The sequence below is a fragment of the Arthrobacter sp. P2b genome, assembly GCF_900168295.1.
Taxonomy (GTDB): Bacteria; Actinomycetota; Actinomycetes; order Actinomycetales; family Micrococcaceae; genus Arthrobacter.
Window position 1 is genome coordinate 66,530 of record NZ_FVZL01000011.1, and the last position, 16,146, is coordinate 82,675.

The window sequence follows — 16,146 nt, forward strand, 5'->3', positions numbered from 1 at the left end:
TAGGGGGCAATTAGACTGTGGCCATGCCCGACAGACGCACCGAATTGATGGACGCCGCCCTCGCCGTGGTGGCGGAGAAGGGCATGAAGGGCCTCACCCACCGGGCAGTGGATGCCGCCGCACACCTGCCCGAGGGCACCACCTCCAACTACTACCGGAACCGCGCGGCCCTCGTGGAAGCGGTGCTTGACCGCATGCTGGAGCTGGACGCCGCACTCCTGCAGGACCAGGGCCCCGCCGGTCCGCCGCAGGACATTGAGGAACTGGCAGACCAGCTGGCCACCCTGATGCTGGCGCTGGCCGGGCGGCACGCGGGGCTCAGCCGCGCCCGCCTGGCCATCTCCCTCGACAGGCCCGAGTCAGTGACAGCGGGACATTTCCGGCTGGTGGGCGGCCTGGAGCAGGCCCTCGCAGCGCTGGGAGTGGCGGATGCGCCGGCCCGGGCACGGGACCTGGCGGACTACGGCGACGGCGTGCTGCTGCACCTGCTCACAGTCAGGCGCGGTGAGCGACCGGACGCGGGAGCCATCGCCGCAGCAGTCCGGCGGCTGCTGGCTTAGCGGGCGCCGGGCCAGCCGGTGTAGGCCTCGGCGAGGTAGGCCAGTCCGTGCCGTGAGGAGACGACGGAGTTGAGTTCGCCGAGCTGGCGTGCACGGGAGAAATCGTCGGCGTCGGCGGGGGTGTGGAGCATGGTGGTCATCCAGTAGGAGAACTGCTGCGCCTTCCAGACCCGTTCCAGGGCGCGGTCGCTGTACGCCTCAAGCAGGCGGTCCGATCCGGAGTTGTAATGGGTGTCAAGTCCTTCGAAGAGGACCTTGACGTCATGGATGGCAAGGTTCAGGCCCTTGGCGCCGGTGGGCGGGACCGTGTGGGCGGCGTCGCCCACGAGGAAGAGGTTGCCGTGGCGCATCGGGGTGTGGACGAAGCTGCGGAACGGCAGGACCATTTTCTCGATGACCGGCCCTTCCTTGAGCTCGAAGCCGTTGCCGTTCACGCGGCTGCGGAACTCGGCCCAGATGCGGTCGTCGTCCCAGTTGGCGACGTTTTCCTTGGGGTCGCACTGGAAGTACATCCGCTGCACGGTCTCGGTGCGCTGGCTGATCAGTGCGAAGCCGTTGGACGAGTTGGCGTAGATCAGTTCGTCGGAGCTGCGCGGAGCCTCGGCCAGGATGCCGAACCAGGCGAAGGGGTATTCGTGGAAGTACCACTTGCGGTGCGCCTCGGGGATCTGGAACCGGCAGTGGCTGCGGGATCCGTCGGCGCCCACCAGGAAGTCTGCCTGGATTTCGTATTCCACGCCGTCGGAGTCGGTGAACCAGACCTTCGGCTTGCCTTCGAGGTCGTGGACGGTGGTGTCCGTGACGCTGTACCGGACGTCGCCGCCGTCGGCCGTCCTGCGCGCGGCGAGGTCCAGGAAAACGTCCGTCTGCGGGTACAGCCAGACGGACTCCCCCACCAGGTCCTTGAAGTCGACGCGGTGGCTTTCACCGTTGAAGCGCAACTCAATGCCGTCGTGCCGGTCCCCGTCACGCAGCACCCGGTCCGAGACGCCGCTGTCCACCAGCAGGTTGACCGTCCCGTGCTCCAGGATTCCGGCCCGGACCGTCTCGGAGATCTCCTTGTGGCTGCGGACTTCAATGACGGTGGACTCGATGCCGGCCTTGGCCAGCAGGTGGGACAGCATCAGCCCGGCGGGGCCGGCGCCCATGATGGCCACCTGGGTGGTGATGATCTTGCGTGCTGCCATGATTCTCTCGCTTCGTTGCGGGGCCGCTGGGGCCGGTTCGGTGCGTCTGGCTAACAGTGTGCGCCGCCAGGGGTGACTGTCGTTACATCAATTCCGTTGAATGGTTCCTGGTCAGGAGTCGGCAAGGTTCCGGGCAATGCCGCGGGCGGCTGTCTGCAGGGCGGGCACCAACGCCTGCAGACGCATCTCGCGCAGGGGAACCACGACGCCGAGGGATGCCACCGCGCGTTGCTTGCGGTTCAGCACGGGGACGGCGATGCCCCACGTGTCCGGGTCCACGACGCCGGCCAGCTGGGCGAAGCCCTGATGGGACGTTTCGCTGAGCAGCGCGCGGATGGCGTCCCTGGTGACCTTTCCGTCGGGATCGACGAACTGCTCCAGGTATTGCGCCTGGAGTGCCTTGTCCTGGTGCGCCATCAGCGCCAGCCCCGCAGAAGAGATGTGGACGGGCATCCGCCCGGCCACCTGGGCACGGTTGGCCACGGAGCCCCGCCGGGACAGCCGCTCCACGAAGAGCGCCTCCCAGCCGTCCAGCACGGCGAGGTTCACGTTCTGGTTGAGCACCTGCTGGATGTCCTCCATGAACGGCATGGCCGCCTGGCGCAGGGCAAGGGTTGGGGACGTGCGGTTCACCAGCTCCCACAGCCGCAGCCCCGGACGCACCATGCCCTCAGGCCCCGTCTCCAGGAGTCCATGCCCCGCCAGCTGCCGGACCAGCCGGTGCGTGGTGGTGAGCGGCAGGTCCGCCCGGACCGCAAGGTCGGACAGCTGGAGCGTGCTGACTTCCGGCGGAAAGGCAGAGATGAGCCGGACGATCCGGTCCACCACCGAATCGCCGGACCTCGAATTCGCCACGCAGCACCAGCTTCCGATGAATGGTAGAAGCCTCAGGGTACCGCCCGCCGCTGCAGGCGGCTAGGCCGTCGTCGTGCGTTGACGCACCCGGCGCCACGCTCCCGGGGCAAGCACCACGGCAATCCCGACGGCGGCCCCGATCACCGTTTCGATGATGCGGTCCCGGAGCAGGATGCCGGGCGCCGAAGGCACCACCAGCAGCGTGGAGATCAGTGCCAGCGGGGTGACGAACACCTGGGCCAGCAGGTACTGCCGGATGATGAACATCTCCGCGCCGAACTGGCACAGCGCCATCACGAGCACCGTCTGCCATGGTTGCAGCCCCAGCAGCACGATGCCGGCCAGGATCACCAGGCCCAGCACCGTGCCGATGATCCTTTGGATTCCGCGGCGCACCCGGTGGCGGGTGGTGTGCCCCACGAGCGGAACCACGGCAGCCACCATGGCCCAGTAGTTGTGGCCGAATCCAAGCCGTTCCCCTGCCCAGGTGGCCAGTGCCCCGGCGAGCCCGGCGGCCACCAGGTAGCCAAAGCCTTCCAGCCATGCCGCCCGTTTCTCGTCCGGGGTGCGCCGGATGGGCCGGGGCCTGGCCCACGGCGTGCGGTGGCTGGGGAGCACCCGCGAGGAGAACCCGATCAGCAGGCAGAAGCCGGTGGTGAGGACCGAAACCAGCATGCCCTGCCACAAGGCCGGCTGATTGGGGATGGAGGCAATGGCGGCGAAGGCAAAGATGTGGAACAGCGAACCCGCCGGGCGCAGCCGCAGCCACGAGATGGCAACCGAGCAGGCCCCGGCAACCACGGTGGTGGCGAGGACCAGGAGCCAGGTGGTGGTGGGGACGTCCAGGCCCCAGGCCGCCTCCATCCTCGCCGCGAGGGCAGCCAGGAGGATCACCAGCAACATCAGCAGCCCGGCGCGCAGCTGCAGCGCGAAGCGGATGCCGTGCGGCTCGCCGCGGCCGTAGATTCCGGTGAACGCGCCGAAGGACGCGAAGATGGCGAGGTCCAGCCTCCCCAGGAGGACCAGGATGAAGAGCGGAACGAAAACTCCCACGGCGCATCTCAGGGCAGGGTGGTGGTCCTTGTTGGCGGGAGCAATGCTGAACATCTCAGCGAGCATCTTCACGTGGCAATAGCGCCTTTCCTGCGATACCTGGTTGGACGGGCGGCCGCGCTGACGTTCCTTCACGATCTTACGGCGCCGGCTCCGGAAACTGCCCGCCGCGTTCCCTTGAATGGAATCAGGAGGCAACGCTGCCGAAACAGCACCCGGCGATGCTTATGCCATGACGCCACGCGCACAGCATTCCCCAGCCGCCGAACTGAGCTGTGAAGTCTGCGGCCTGATGCCCGAGCCTCCCAAAACCCGCCTGACCCTGGCCAACGTGGCCGTGATGCTGCCCATCGAACTCCTGGTCCACGCCCTGGTGGTGGATACCCAGCTCCCCTACGTGGCCAAAGTCCTCGTACTGGCCGTCACCGCCACGGTCCTGGTGATCTGGGTGGCGGAGCCGTCCGCTGCCCGGATCCTGCGCGGCTGGCTGCACGCCCCCGCACTCCGCCACCGCCGGAAGCTTGGTACGGCACCGGCTCTGTGGCGGGCACGGACAGTCCTGCGCGACGAGCCGGGGTCGCTGCAGAAAGTCACCAAGGCACTGGCCCGCCTGGACACGAACATCCTGAGCATCCACGTCCATCCGGTGCCGGGCGGGGTGCTGGACGAGTTTGTCCTTGCTGCTCCCGGCTCCGTCAGCGAGCGCGAGTTGCTGGAGGCCCTGCACGAATCCGGCGGCACCCGGGCGCACGTCTGGCCCACCACCGCGCTGGCAATGGCCGACGGCCAGACCAGGGCGCTGAGCCTGGCCGCCCGGATTGCCGACGCCCCGGAGGAGCTTCCCCTGGCCGTGGCGGAACTGCTGCGGGCCCGGATCCTCAGCCCGGCAGAGGCCGTCCTGGAAAAGCACGACGCCGGCACACGCCTGAAGATCCCCACCGCCTGGCACGGGCCCATCATCTTCGTCCGGCCCGGCGAACCGTTCACGCCCGCGGAGTCCGCCCGCGCCCACCGGCTCGCAGAGCTCGCCGAGATCCTGGCGCACCGCCCCGCTGCCTCCCGTCCCAACTAAGTAGCGCCAACTGCCGTTTTGAGGCTCCAAAACGGCAGTTCGCGCTACCCAGTCGAGTGCTACATCCGCAGGGTGAGGGCGGAGGGGACCATGGTCATCAGGACGTGCTTGCCCTGGCCCTCATGGTCGCCGTCCAGCTGGTAGTCGTCGTTGTGCTCCAGGCTGATCTCTACTGACTTGCCCTGGAAGTACTCCACCGCGGTGTCCTTGCCCCGTCCCTTGCCGATGATGCCTGCAAGTACGGAGAGCCAGCCCAGCCGGCCGTGGTGCGGCGCGAGGACCGCGATGTCCAGCAGCCCGTCATCCATCTTGGCGTCCGGGAAGATCTCCAGGCCGCCCTGGACCTTGCCGCAGTTGCCCACCATGACGCTGCGGACGCCCCGGCGCACCACGGTTTGGCCGTCGATCACCACGGTGGCCTTCACGGGTTTGCCGGGAAGGTTGCGGATACCCGCGTCAACGTAGGCGAGCCAGCCCACCTTGTCCTTGAGGTCCTCGTTGGTGTCCGCCATGATGGTGGCGTCGTACCCCACCCCGGCCATGACAAGGAACAGCTGCTCCTCGTCGGGGTCGCTGCGGCGGGCGCGGACCACGTCGATCTTCCGCTCCGTACCGATCAGCGCACCGGCCATGGCGCCGTCGTAATCCGTGACGTCCATGCCAAGATTGCGGGCCAGCAGGTTGCCGGTACCCAGCGGCAGCAGGCCCATCGGGACGTCGCCGCCGGCAAGGACCTCGGCGACGCACCGCACGGTCCCGTCGCCGCCCGCGGCGATGACGATGTCCGCTCCCGCGGCTAGGGCGTCCTTCGCCTGGCCGACGCCCGGGTCTTCCTTGGTGGTCTCGTACCAGAGCGTCTCGCCCCAGCCGTTTTCGACGCAGTGCTTGGCCACCAGGCCCCGCACGTCGATGTCCACCGGCTTGGCGGGGTTCACGATGATGGCGGCGCGCTGAAGCGCGTTGGAGCTGTGGGCGGTCATGGTGTCCTTCGGGCGTTGATCCGGGCGGAGCGGATGATGGTGAAGATCCCCAGGGCCTCAACCGCGGCGATGACAGCAATCATCCAGTACAAACCCTGTGCCGCCACCAGAACCATGCCGAGCAGGCTGGTGGCAATGCTCACGATGACCGGCAGCAGCCAGGCGGGCCGGGACGAACGGCCCGCGGGAGGCGCGTCGGAGATGGTCTGGGGGTCGCTCATGCGGTACGGCTCCTTGGGCTGTTTCCGGTGAATCCTGTTCCTTGCAGGCTACAGCGCCTTGACCGCCCCCAGCACCTGGGCCAGCGAGTCCTTTGCGTCTCCGAACAGCAGTGACGTCTGGGGTTCGTACAGCAGGTCGTTTTCGATCCCGGCAAATCCCGGACGCATAGAACGCTTCAGGAACACCACCTGCCGGGCATCCGCCACCTCCAGGATGGGCATGCCGTAAATCGGCGAGCCGGTGGAGGTCTTCGCCGCCGGGTTCACAACATCGTTGGCGCCCACCACCAGCGCCACGTCCGCGGTCTTGAACTCCGGGTTGATCTCACCCATCTCCTTGAGCGACTCGTACGGCACATTCGCCTCGGCCAGGAGCACGTTCATGTGCCCCGGCATCCGCCCTGCCACCGGGTGGATGGCAAAATCGACGTCGATGCCGCGGGCCTCCAGGGCCTGCGCCAGTTCCGCCGCGGTGTGCTGCCCCTGCGCCACGGCCAGGCCGTATCCCGGGACAATGATCACGCGCTGCGCATAGCCCAGCAGCACGGCCACGTCCTCGGCGCTGGACGACCGGACAGGACGCTCGCTCACGGCGGTGGACCCCGCCGTCGAACCTCCCCGGAAGGCGCCGAAGAGGATGCCTGCCACGCTCCGGCCCATGGCCGCTGCCATGGCCCGGGTGAGGATGGTGCCCGAAGCGCCTACCAGGGTGCCGGCGACCACCAGGAGGACGTTGCCCAGGACCACGCCGGACGCGGCGACGGCCAGCCCGGTGAACGCGTTCAGGAGCGAGATGACGATGGGAACGTCGGCCCCGCCCACGGGCAGCACCAGCAGGACGCCGGCCGCCAGGCCCAGGAGCAGCAGCACCACCGCGAGCGCCGCCGAACCGGTCAGGATGACGCCGACGGCGGTGCCCACGGCGGCGAGCAGCACGGCAGCCATCACCACGGGGAGCCCGGGGAACACCACCGGGCGGGTGGTCATCAGTTCCTGCAGTTTGGCGAAGGTCACCGCGGAACCGGCAAAGGAGACGGCACCCACGAGGAGGGTGAACACGATGGCCAGCCGAACCCAGGGATCGGCCGTGTGGCTGAGTTCCAGAAGCGCCACCAAGGCAGCGGCCCCGCCGCCCACGCCGTTGAAGGCCGCCACCAACTGCGGCATCTGCGTCATTTTCACGCCCCGGGCCACGGGCGCAGCCACCACAGTACCCACCGCAATGGAACCGAGGATCCATGGGATGTTGTCCAGGCGCATGGACAGGAACACCGTGATGACGCCGATCAGCGCGCCGAGCGCGCCGATGAGGTTTCCCCGCCGGGCTGTCCGCGGGGAACTGAGGCCACGCAGCGCCAGGATGAAGAAGACCGCTGCGACGAGGTACAGCAGCGAGGTCCAGACGGGATCGAGGATGCTCACTTGCTGTCCGCCTTCGCCGCGCTCCGGGCAACCTCTTTCTTGGCGTGGAACATGTGGAGCATCCGGTCGGTGACCACGAACCCGCCCACCAGGTTGGCGGTGGCCAGCACCACCGCGAGGAGGGCCACGGCCAGGACCAGGGGATCGGCGGCCTGCCCGGCCACGATGATGGCCCCCACCAGGATGATGCCGTGGATCGCGTTGGCGCCGGACATCAGCGGTGTGTGCAGGGTGCTGGACACCTTGGACACCACCTCGAAGCCAACGAACACGGCCAGGACCGTAATGGTCAGCAGGCTCATTCCGTCCATCAGAGCACCCCTTCCTGCCCAGCCCGGGTTCTGGCGCCGAGGAGTTCCGCCGTGGGCAAGTGCCGGACAGCGCCGTCGTGGGTGAGGCAGGCCCCGGCCACCACCTCATCATCGAAGTCCGGGGTCACCACGCCCTCACGGATCATGAGTGCCAGGAGGTTGGCCACGTTCTTTGCGTAGAGGCGGGAAGCGTCCGAAGCCATCGCCGAGGCGGGGTCCTTCAGGCCCACCAGCGTGACGTGCCCGGCGCCGTCGGCGGTGGGGACGGCGATGTCCTGGCCTGGTACCACGCCCTCCACGTTGCCGCCTGACTCCGCGGCGAGGTCGACGACGACCGAACCGGGGCGCATGCCCTGCACCATCTCGCGGGTCACCAGGAGCGGGGCGCGCCTGCCGGGGACTGCCGCCGTCGTAATCAGCACGTCCGACTGTGCGACGTGCGGTGCCAGCAGTTGCCGCTGTCGCGTGCCGGCATCGGAGCTGAGCTGGCGGGCGTACCCGCCCGCAGCCTCCGCTGTTTCGAGGTCCAGCCGGATGAAAGTGCCGCCCATGGAGGCCACCTCGTCCGCGGAGGCGGGGCGGATGTCGTTGGCGAAGACGCGGGCGCCCAGGCGTTTGGCGGTGCCGATGGCCTGCAGGCCGGCCACGCCGGCACCGAGCACCAGGACGCGGGCCGGCGGAACAGTGCCGGCGGCGGTCATGTACAGGGGAAAGAACCTGGGCAGCCGGATGGCTGCTTCCAGGACGCAGCGGTAGCCGGCCACCAGGGCCTGCGAGCTGAGCGCGTCCATGGACTGGGCGCGGGAGATGCGGGGCACGAGTTCGAGGGCGAACGCCGTGACGCCTGCCTCGGCGAGCGCCTCCACCGTGGGCAGTTCGGACGACGGCGATGCGAGCCCCACAGTCACCGCTCCCCGTTTCAGGGACTTGGCTGTGTCCGGGTCGAGGGGGCGGACGTGGGCCAGGGCGTCCATCCGGGCAAGGTCCAGCTCCGGGACCACCTGCGCCCCGGCCTGGCGGTAGTCGTGGTCAGGATGCCCGGCGGCGGAACCGGCGCCTTCCTCCAGCAGGACTTCCGCGCCCAGGGCGGTCAGTTGCTTCACGGTTTCCGGCGTGGCTGCAACACGCCATTCACCGTCCCGGCGTTCCCGCGGAATGCCCAGTTTCACCCGCTGACTCCCCTCGCAGACAAGTGCGGCGGCGGCCTGCGAAGCCGGGTCCCGGAATTTGTCCGGAGACGGGACCTTCGCGGAGCGGCGCTGCTGCACGTAGTTGGCTAGAGTCTATGGCCCGCACTGCTGCGGCGGGAGTAGGTCAGCGGGCTTGGATGGGAAACAGTTACATTAGGCGCTTCGCCGCTGATGCGGGCGGGACGGCCCGCCGCCAGCCAGCCGGTAGGAATCCTGGAGCAGTTCCCCGAGGAGCCGGGCGTCGATGCGGTCAAGCCGCACCAGCACTAATTGGGGTGAACGCTCGTGGTGGGGTGTCCAGAAGTAGGTGTCCGGCTCGGTCCCGGCCAAGGCTTCGCGCTCCTCCGTCTTGACCGTGAGGACACCGGGTTCCCAGATCCGGGCCATCAGGGTCCTCGCAAACCACGCCGGCTGGCCCCAGCTCAGCCGTTCGGTGACACCCGGCAGCGCGAGCGCGGCTTCCCGGACATCATCTTCCGTGACCACCCTTTACCCCCGGGCGCTGAGATCTGCGGACACAAGTTTGGCCGTGGCCACGATCTCGCGGGCAATCGAGGCCAGGTAGGCATCCCTGTCCGGCTGGGCGGCGACGGACTGCGCCTGCAGGGAGACGTTGACGGCGGCCACTACCTTCGTGGGTCCGTCGTAGACCGGGGCCGCAACGGACATCAGCCCCAGTTCCAGCTCCTGGTCCAGCAGGCACCAGCCCTGGGCCCGGACCGTCTCCAGCTCTGCCAGCAGTTCCGGAACGGTTCCCAGGCCCCGCGGGGTCAGGGGTTTGATGTCAGCCGCGGCCAGGTAGGCGTCCAGTTCTGCCGGCGGAAGATGTGCGAGCAGGACCCTGCCCATCGAGGTGGCGTAGGCCGGGAAGCGGGTGCCCACGGTGATGCCGATGGTCATGATCCGGCGGGTGGTCACCCGGGCGACGTAGGCGATGTCGGTGCCGTCCAGCACGGCCGCGGAGGTGGATTCGCCGAGCTTCAGCGAGAGCTCCTCCAGGTGCGGCTGTGCGAGCTGGGGCAGCGAGAGCCCGGAGAGGTATGCGTAACCGAGCTGCAGGACCTTGGCGGTGAGCGCGAACGTCTTGCCGTCGGTCCGCACGTAGCCCAGCTCCACCAGGGTGTGCAGGAACCGCCGCGCCGTGGCCCGGGTCAGGTCAGTCCTGCCGGCCACTTCCGTCAGGGTCATCACCGGATGGTCGGTGTCGAACGCGCGGATCACGGCCAGCCCCCGCGCCAGCGACTGTACGTACTGGTCGCTGGCTTGCGGGGCGCCCGCTACTGCTGCTTCGGTCATGGTTACCAATCCTAGGGCCGCCGGGTTTCGACGGGCTCAACCACCGGCTGGAGCGGCCTTGAGCGGGACGGGGACGAGTTCCTGGAGTTCCTCGAGGGTGCAGCCGAAGGTTTCGCGGACGCTGACGCCCTCGGGTCCGGTGAGGAACACTGCCTTGTCCGTGTAGACCCGGGTCACGCAGCCCACGCCGGTGAGCGGGTAGGTGCAGGAGTCCACGATCTTGGACGCGCCCTCGCGGGTCAGCAAGGTCATCATGACGAACACATCCTTGGCCCCGGTCGCCAGGTCCATGGCACCGCCGACAGCGGGGATCGCGCCAGGGGCGCCGGTGTGCCAGTTGGCGAGGTCACCGGTGACGGAGACCTGGAATGCGCCCAGGACGCAGATGTCCAGGTGCCCGCCACGCATCATCGCGAAGGAGTCGGCGTGGTGGAAGTACGACGCTCCGGGGAGTTCGGTGACGGGGATCTTGCCGGCGTTGATCAGGTCGCCGTCGATTTCGTCGCCCTGCGCTTCGGGTCCCATGCCGAGCATCCCGTTCTCCGTGTGGAGGGTGATGTCCTGTTCAGCGGTGAGGTAGTTGGACACCAGGGTGGGCTGGCCGATCCCGAGGTTCACGAAGGACCCGGGGGCAATGTCGCGGGCCACCAGGCGGGCCAGGTCGTCGCGGCCCAACGGGGTGGCGGAGGTCTGGAGGGACGTTGCGATGCTCATGTCAGGCCGCCTTCTCGGTGGTGCCCGCCGGGATGCGGACAATGGTGTTGACGTAGATGCCGGGGGTGACCACGGTCTCCGGGTCCAACGCCCCGGTGGGGACGATCTCGGACACCTGCACGATGGTCTGCTTCGCCGCGGCGGCCATGATGGGGCCGAAATTGCGGGCGGTCTTGCGGTAGACGAGGTTGCCCTTGCCGTCCGCCTTGAGTGCTTTGATCAGGGCGACGTCGGCGTGGATTGGTGTTTCGAAGACCTGGCCGCGGCCGTCGATAATGCGGGTTTCCTTGCCTTCGGCCAGCATGGTGCCGTACCCGGTGGGGGTGAAGAACCCGCCGATCCCGGCCCCGGCGGCTCGTATCCGCTCGGCCAGGTTCCCCTGCGGGACGAGCTCCAGCTCGATTTCGCCGGCCTTGTACTTGGCGTCGAAGTGCCAGGAGTCGGACTGCCGCGGGAAGGAACAGATCATTTTCCGCACCCGGCCTTCCTTGATCAGCAGGGCCAGGCCCTGGTCGCCCTGGCCGGCGTTGTTGTTCACCACGGTCAGGTCCGTGGCGCCGCAGTCCATCAGCGCATCGATCAGTTCGAACGGCTGCCCGGCGTTGCCGAAGCCGCCGATCATCACCGTGGAGCCGTCCTTGATGCCGGCCACGGCCTCGTTTACGGAGTCAACAAATGTCAGCATTGCCTAGCCCTTCACGCCAGTAGTTACGTTTTCGAGCACCACGGCCAGGCCCTGCCCGACGCCGATGCAGATCGCCGCGACGCCCCAGCGCTCCCCGGAGGCCTGCAGCGACCGGGCAAGGGTGCCCAGGATCCGGGTTCCCGAAGCACCCAGCGGGTGGCCCATGGCGATGGCGCCGCCATGCCTGTTCACAATCGAGGGGTCGATGCCCCAGGCGTTAATGCAGGCCAGGGACTGCGCGGCGAATGCTTCGTTAAGTTCGACGGCGCCCACCTGCTCCCAGCCGATGCCCGCCTTCGCCAGGGCCTTGTTCGCCGCCTCCACCGGGGCGAACCCGAAGTACTGCGGATCGTTGCCGTGCGCGCCGCGCCCGGCGATGCGGGCCAAAGGCTCCAGCCCCAGCAGCCCCGCGGCACTTTCACTTCCCACCCAGGCCGCGGAGGCGCCGTCGGACAGCGGGGACGCGTTGCCCGCGGTGACGGTGCCGCCCACCTCTGCGCCCTCGGGCTCTGAACGGAACACCGTCTTCAGGGCCGCCAGCTTCTCGGCGGTGGAACCGGGGCGGATGCCCTCGTCCCGCACCAGGTCCGTGCCCGGAACCGGGGCCACCAGGTTGTCGTAGAAACCCTCGTCCCACGCGGCGGCGGACAGGTTGTGCGAGTCCGCGGCGAACTCATCCTGCGCCTGCCGGGTCACCCCGTACTTTTCACGGAGCCGCTCGGTGGCCTCACCCAGGGAAATGGTCCACTCCTTGGGCATCGCCTTGTTCACCAGGCGCCAGCCCAGCGTGGTGGAAGCCAGCGTCATGTCCCCGGCCGGGTAAGGCTTCTCCGTCTTCGGCAGCACCCACGGCGCACGGGACATCGACTCGGCGCCGCCCACCAGCACCAGATCCGCATCACCGGCATTGATCTGGCACGAGGCGATAATCGCAGCATCCAGGGACGAGCCGCAGAGCCGGTTCACCGTGGTGCCCGGGATCGAAACGGGCAGCCCGGCCAGCAAAGTGCCCATCCGGGCGATGTTGCGGTTTTCCTCGCCGGCGCCGTTGGCATTGCCAAACACCACCTCGTCAATCCGCTCCGGATCCAGTCCCGGAGCCCGCTTCACGGACTCCCGGATCACGTGCGCTGCAAGGTCATCAGGGCGGACGGCGGCGAGGCCGGAGCCGAACTTGCCGAAAGGGGTGCGCACGGCGTCGTACACAAAAGCCTGGTTCATGACTGTTCCTCTGATTCTGTCCGGTTCCCCAACCAGGTCGCAGTAAGCGTCGTTATGAGGGCTCAAAACGACACTTAGTGCTACCTAGTTGGGTGGGGTGTGGGTGTCTGTGGCCGCGGGTGCGGTGTCCATGTCGCGGAACACCTGCTGGGCCGTTTTGAAGGCGGTGTTGGCGGAGGGGACCCCGCAGTAAATGGCGGTCTGGAGCAGGATTTCCTTGATCTCATCCCGGCTCAGGCCGTTGGTGAGGGCAGCGCGGATGTGCATGGCGAGCTCTTCCCAGTGCCCGTGCGCCACCATGGCGGTGATGGTGACGGCGGACCGCATCTGCCGGGAAAGGCCGGGCCGGGTCCAGATGCCGCCCCACGCGATCCGGGTGATCATGTCCTGGAAGTCGTCGGTGAATTCGTCCTTGTTGGCGTTGGCGCGGTCCACGTGCGCATCGCCCAGGACTTCGCGGCGGACCACCATGCCGCCGTCGTAGATCTCCTGGCCGGTAGCATCCGGCTGGACAACACCATGCCGCTCCATGCCGCTCATTTCGCTGCCGCCCGGGACTCGGTCCAGGAGATGAGGTTGCGGAGCAGGTCGGCCACGTGCCCGGGGGCCTCGAACGGGGCCAGGTGGGCCACGCCGCTCAGGGTCGCGGCGTTGGCGGTGCCCCCGCCGGCGGTGATGCCCGCGGCAATTTCCTCCGCGAACGACGGCGGCGCAACAGTATCGTCCGCACCGGCCAGGGCCTGCGTGGGGACGCGGATGCTGCCGAGGTCTGCGCGGACATCAAAGGCGGCCAGGGCTTCGCAGCAGAACGCGTAGCTGAAGCGGTCGGCGTCGCGCAGGGCGTGCAGGAGGCGGCTGCTCCGGGCCGGTTCGCGGTCCATGAACCCCTTCGCGAACCAGCGCTCGGCCGAGCCCTGGATCATCACGGGGGTACCCTGGGTGCGGACCGTTTCGGCGCGTTCCAGCCAGCCTTCGGGAGTGCCGAGCTTGGCTCCGGAGCACTGCACGGAGAGGCTCTTGAGACGCTCGCCGTGCTTGATGCCGAGCTGCAGCCCGGTGGCACCGCCCAGGGAAACCCCGGCGTAGTGGAAGGCGGCGCCGGGGGCGATGGAGTCCACGAGGTCCACCACAGCGTCCGCGAGGTCGGCTACGGTGAAGGTTTCGGTTGCGGCCGGCGAGACGCCGTGGCCGGGAAGGTCCCAGGCCACCACGTCGTAATCGGTACCGAGCAGGGTGGCCGCCTCGGTCCACAGGAGGGTGGAGGTGCCGAGGGATGGTCCCGCGACCAGCAGCGGCCTCTCGCCCAGCGCGCGTTGCGGGGACAGCAGCACTGCCTTCAGGGTGGGTTTAGCCACGGTTGGCTCCGTTCGGGGTAGCGGTTGCAAAATCGGCGTAGGCGGCCAGGATGCGGCGTGAAATCCCGCCGGCCTCGCCCAGGTAGCTGGCGGGATCCAGGAGTTCGTCCAGCCGGAGGTCGGGAAGCAGCCCGGCGGGCACGGCCTCGCGGAGCAGTTTGCGGTAGGTGGCGCCCTGTTCCGCCGAGGGTGCCTGGAGGGTCCGGTCCACCACGTCCTGGAGCTGCTGCTTGCCGGTGCGGCCGTCCTTCTCCTCGAGCAGGGGTGAGACCGCGGCGCTGACGCCCTCGGCCAGCAGCAGCGGACCGGCGAGGTCCAGATTGCGGCGCATGGCTTCCGGGAAGACCTGCAGCCCTTCGGTGAGCTCCCGGAGGTGGCCGGCAGCGCCGAGGGTGAGGGCGAGGAGCTGCCGGAGTGCGGGCCATTCGGTGTGCCACGCACCGTCGGGGCGTTCGTCGTTGAAGTTTGCGGCGGCGAGGTGCAGCTGTGCCACCAGCTGCGGTCCCTGCAGCGCCGCGCTGCGAACCAGCACGGACAGCACGGGGTTCTGCTTCTGCGGCATGGCGGAGGAGACGCCGCGGCCCGCAGCCCGCGGCTCGGCCAGCTCGGCCACCTCCGGCCTGCTCAGGAACAGCACGTCCGCCGCGATCTTGCCGAAGGCGTCCAGCACCGACGCCAGGGCATGTCCCAGTGAGGTGACGGCCAGCCGGTTGGTGTGCCACGGCGCGGGAGCGGCGGCGAGGCCCAGCTGGGAGGCAAGCGATTCGGCGAGGGTGAACGGTGTGGCGGGGGAATCGGCGGTCAGGACGGTGCCGGCGGCCAGCGTTCCCGCCGCGCCGCCGAATTGGACCGGCAGCTCCAGGTTTTCCAGCTGGCGGCCGGCCGCGGCCACGCCCTGGAACCATTGGGCGGCCCGGAGCCCGAACGTGAACGGCAGCGAGTGCTGCGTCAGGCTCCTGCCCACGCACAGCGTGTCCGCATGCTGTTCCGCCAGGGCGGCGAGCGCCGCCGTCGTCCGCTTCACGTCGGCGAGCACCGCCCCCACGGTGGTGTGGGCCATCAGCATCAGCGCGGTGTCCAGCACGTCCTGGCTGGTCAGCGAGGTGTGCACAGCCTTCCCCGCACCGATGCCCTCCGTGTCCAGCGCCGTTACGTGCTTGCGGAGGTCGGACAGCAGGGGGATCACGGGGTTCCCGCCGCCCTGGGCGCGGAGCGCCACATCGGCCAGGTCGTAGCGTCCCGCCTCAGCAGCGGAGGCCACGACGGCGGCGGATCCGGCGGGCGCCAGTCCCGCCTTCTCCAGCACCGCGGCCCAGCCGGACTCGACGGCGAGAATCGCCGCCAGCACCGCGCGGTCCCCGGTCAGCGCAGCCACCAGGGGCGACGCCGAGACAGGGCTCAGCAGTCCGGCGTCGCCACCGGCGCCGCTTCCGAAGCTGGCAGGGACGCCGCTGGTCACTGGAAGTCCAGGAAGACTGTTTCGCCCTCACCCTGGAGGCGGATGTCAAAGGTCAGTCCGCCGTCGGGATCCCGCCGGGCGATCAGCGTCTCCCGGCGCTCCGGCTCAAGCGAGGCCAGCAGCGGGTCCTTGGCCAGCGCTTCCTGCTCCTCCGGCAAGTAGATGCGGGTGAAGAGCCGGTTGGTGAGGCCGCGGGCAAAGATGGCCACCGAGATGAACGGCGCGGCGCCCGGCGAGGTGGGGCCGGGGTTGACCGTGGTGAACGTGTACACGCCGGAGTAACCTACGGCGCCGCGGCCCCAGCCCGTGAAGGAGTAGCCGTCACGGTGGAACGAACCGGTCTTCTGGACGATGTTGCCCTGAGCGTCGGGCTGCCAGATCTCCAGGATGGCGTCCGGCACTGTCTCCCCGGCGCCGTCGTAAACGGTGCCCTGGAGGCGGATGGAGCCGGGCGAGCCGGGGGCGAGGAGTTCGTTGTCCTTTTCGAACGGCAGGGCGTACCCATAGAACGGGCCCACGGTCTGGCCGGGCGTGGGGACAAGCTGCGTGGTCTGGTTGCTCATGT

The 16,146-nt window shown here is 68.8% G+C and carries 19 protein-coding genes; 2 read left to right on the forward strand and 17 right to left on the reverse strand.

Going from position 1 to position 16,146, the window contains the following annotated elements:
- Positions 1-23 precede the first annotated feature (23 nt).
- Positions 24-560 carry a TetR/AcrR family transcriptional regulator gene (locus B5520_RS15840; RefSeq protein WP_079598042.1) on the forward strand — a complete coding sequence of 179 codons (537 nt, stop codon included), beginning with the start codon at positions 24-26 and terminating at the stop codon, positions 558-560.
- Here the strand turns inward: B5520_RS15840 and B5520_RS15845 are convergent.
- The 3 genes from B5520_RS15845 to B5520_RS15855 all read right to left on the reverse strand — a co-directional run bounded on the left by B5520_RS15845 (position 557) and on the right by B5520_RS15855 (position 3,727).
- The gene (locus B5520_RS15845) at positions 557-1,747 is read right to left on the reverse strand and encodes a 4-hydroxybenzoate 3-monooxygenase (RefSeq protein ID WP_079598043.1); all 1,191 of its coding nucleotides are present in this window, start codon (positions 1,745-1,747) and stop codon (positions 557-559) included. The genes B5520_RS15840 and B5520_RS15845 overlap by 4 nt on opposite strands.
- 111 nt (positions 1,748-1,858) lie before the next feature.
- A complete protein-coding gene (locus tag B5520_RS15850) occupies positions 1,859-2,602 on the reverse strand; it encodes an IclR family transcriptional regulator (protein WP_079598044.1) in 744 nt (247 codons plus the stop codon).
- A 60-nt stretch (positions 2,603-2,662) separates the two neighbouring features.
- Complete coding sequence (locus tag B5520_RS15855) at positions 2,663-3,727, reverse strand: FUSC family protein (protein ID WP_079598045.1); 1,065 nt, start codon at positions 3,725-3,727, stop codon at positions 2,663-2,665.
- A gap of 160 nt (positions 3,728-3,887) precedes the next feature.
- Between B5520_RS15855 and B5520_RS15860 the strand changes: the two genes are divergently transcribed.
- Positions 3,888-4,727 (forward strand): ACT domain-containing protein, encoded by an 840-nt coding sequence (locus B5520_RS15860; protein ID WP_079598086.1) that lies wholly within the window; start codon positions 3,888-3,890, stop codon positions 4,725-4,727.
- A 59-nt stretch (positions 4,728-4,786) separates the two neighbouring features.
- On the opposite strand, the gene B5520_RS15865 is transcribed toward B5520_RS15860, so the two are convergent.
- The 14 genes from B5520_RS15865 to pcaG form a co-directional block, all read right to left on the reverse strand.
- On the reverse strand, positions 4,787-5,707 hold the full coding sequence (locus tag B5520_RS15865; RefSeq protein WP_079598046.1) for a diacylglycerol/lipid kinase family protein: 921 nt from the start codon (positions 5,705-5,707) through the stop codon (positions 4,787-4,789).
- A complete protein-coding gene (locus tag B5520_RS15870) occupies positions 5,704-5,928 on the reverse strand; it encodes a hypothetical protein (protein ID WP_079598047.1) in 225 nt (74 codons plus the stop codon). The genes B5520_RS15865 and B5520_RS15870 overlap by 4 nt, the downstream gene beginning before the upstream one ends.
- A 48-nt stretch (positions 5,929-5,976) precedes the next feature.
- Positions 5,977-7,350: an NAD(P)(+) transhydrogenase (Re/Si-specific) subunit beta gene (locus tag B5520_RS15875; RefSeq protein ID WP_079598048.1), complete on the reverse strand. Its 1,374-nt coding sequence runs from the start codon at positions 7,348-7,350 to the stop codon at positions 5,977-5,979.
- A complete protein-coding gene (locus B5520_RS15880) occupies positions 7,347-7,661 on the reverse strand; it encodes an NAD(P) transhydrogenase subunit alpha (RefSeq protein WP_079598049.1) in 315 nt (104 codons plus the stop codon). The genes B5520_RS15875 and B5520_RS15880 overlap by 4 nt, the downstream gene beginning before the upstream one ends.
- Positions 7,661-8,830 carry a Re/Si-specific NAD(P)(+) transhydrogenase subunit alpha gene (locus B5520_RS15885; protein ID WP_079598087.1) on the reverse strand — a complete coding sequence of 390 codons (1,170 nt, stop codon included), beginning with the start codon at positions 8,828-8,830 and terminating at the stop codon, positions 7,661-7,663. Before B5520_RS15885 ends, B5520_RS15880 begins: the two co-directional genes overlap by 1 nt.
- A gap of 174 nt (positions 8,831-9,004) precedes the next feature.
- A complete protein-coding gene (locus B5520_RS15890; protein ID WP_079598050.1) occupies positions 9,005-9,337 on the reverse strand; it encodes an MmcQ/YjbR family DNA-binding protein in 333 nt (110 codons plus the stop codon).
- 3 nt (positions 9,338-9,340) lie between these two features.
- Entirely contained in the window at positions 9,341-10,147 is an 807-nt protein-coding gene (locus B5520_RS15895) for an IclR family transcriptional regulator domain-containing protein (protein ID WP_079598051.1), read from the reverse strand.
- 36 nt (positions 10,148-10,183) lie between these two features.
- Positions 10,184-10,861: a 3-oxoacid CoA-transferase subunit B gene (locus B5520_RS15900; protein WP_079598052.1), complete on the reverse strand. Its 678-nt coding sequence runs from the start codon at positions 10,859-10,861 to the stop codon at positions 10,184-10,186.
- Position 10,862: 1 nt separating this feature from the next.
- On the reverse strand, positions 10,863-11,546 hold the full coding sequence (locus tag B5520_RS15905; RefSeq protein WP_079598053.1) for a 3-oxoacid CoA-transferase subunit A: 684 nt from the start codon (positions 11,544-11,546) through the stop codon (positions 10,863-10,865).
- Between the two features lie 3 nt (positions 11,547-11,549).
- The gene (locus B5520_RS15910) at positions 11,550-12,767 is read right to left on the reverse strand and encodes a thiolase family protein (protein WP_079598054.1); all 1,218 of its coding nucleotides are present in this window, start codon (positions 12,765-12,767) and stop codon (positions 11,550-11,552) included.
- A gap of 84 nt (positions 12,768-12,851) precedes the next feature.
- On the reverse strand, positions 12,852-13,307 hold the full coding sequence (pcaC, locus tag B5520_RS15915; RefSeq protein WP_079598055.1) for a 4-carboxymuconolactone decarboxylase: 456 nt from the start codon (positions 13,305-13,307) through the stop codon (positions 12,852-12,854).
- Positions 13,304-14,122 (reverse strand): alpha/beta fold hydrolase, encoded by an 819-nt coding sequence (locus B5520_RS15920; RefSeq protein ID WP_079598056.1) that lies wholly within the window; start codon positions 14,120-14,122, stop codon positions 13,304-13,306. Before B5520_RS15920 ends, pcaC begins: the two co-directional genes overlap by 4 nt.
- Positions 14,115-15,581, reverse strand: a complete 1,467-nt coding sequence (locus B5520_RS15925; protein WP_079598057.1) for a lyase family protein — start codon at positions 15,579-15,581, stop codon at positions 14,115-14,117. The genes B5520_RS15920 and B5520_RS15925 overlap by 8 nt, the downstream gene beginning before the upstream one ends.
- Entirely contained in the window at positions 15,578-16,144 is a 567-nt protein-coding gene (gene pcaG, locus B5520_RS15930; protein ID WP_079598058.1) for a protocatechuate 3,4-dioxygenase subunit alpha, read from the reverse strand. Before pcaG ends, B5520_RS15925 begins: the two co-directional genes overlap by 4 nt.
- Positions 16,145-16,146 lie beyond the last annotated feature (2 nt).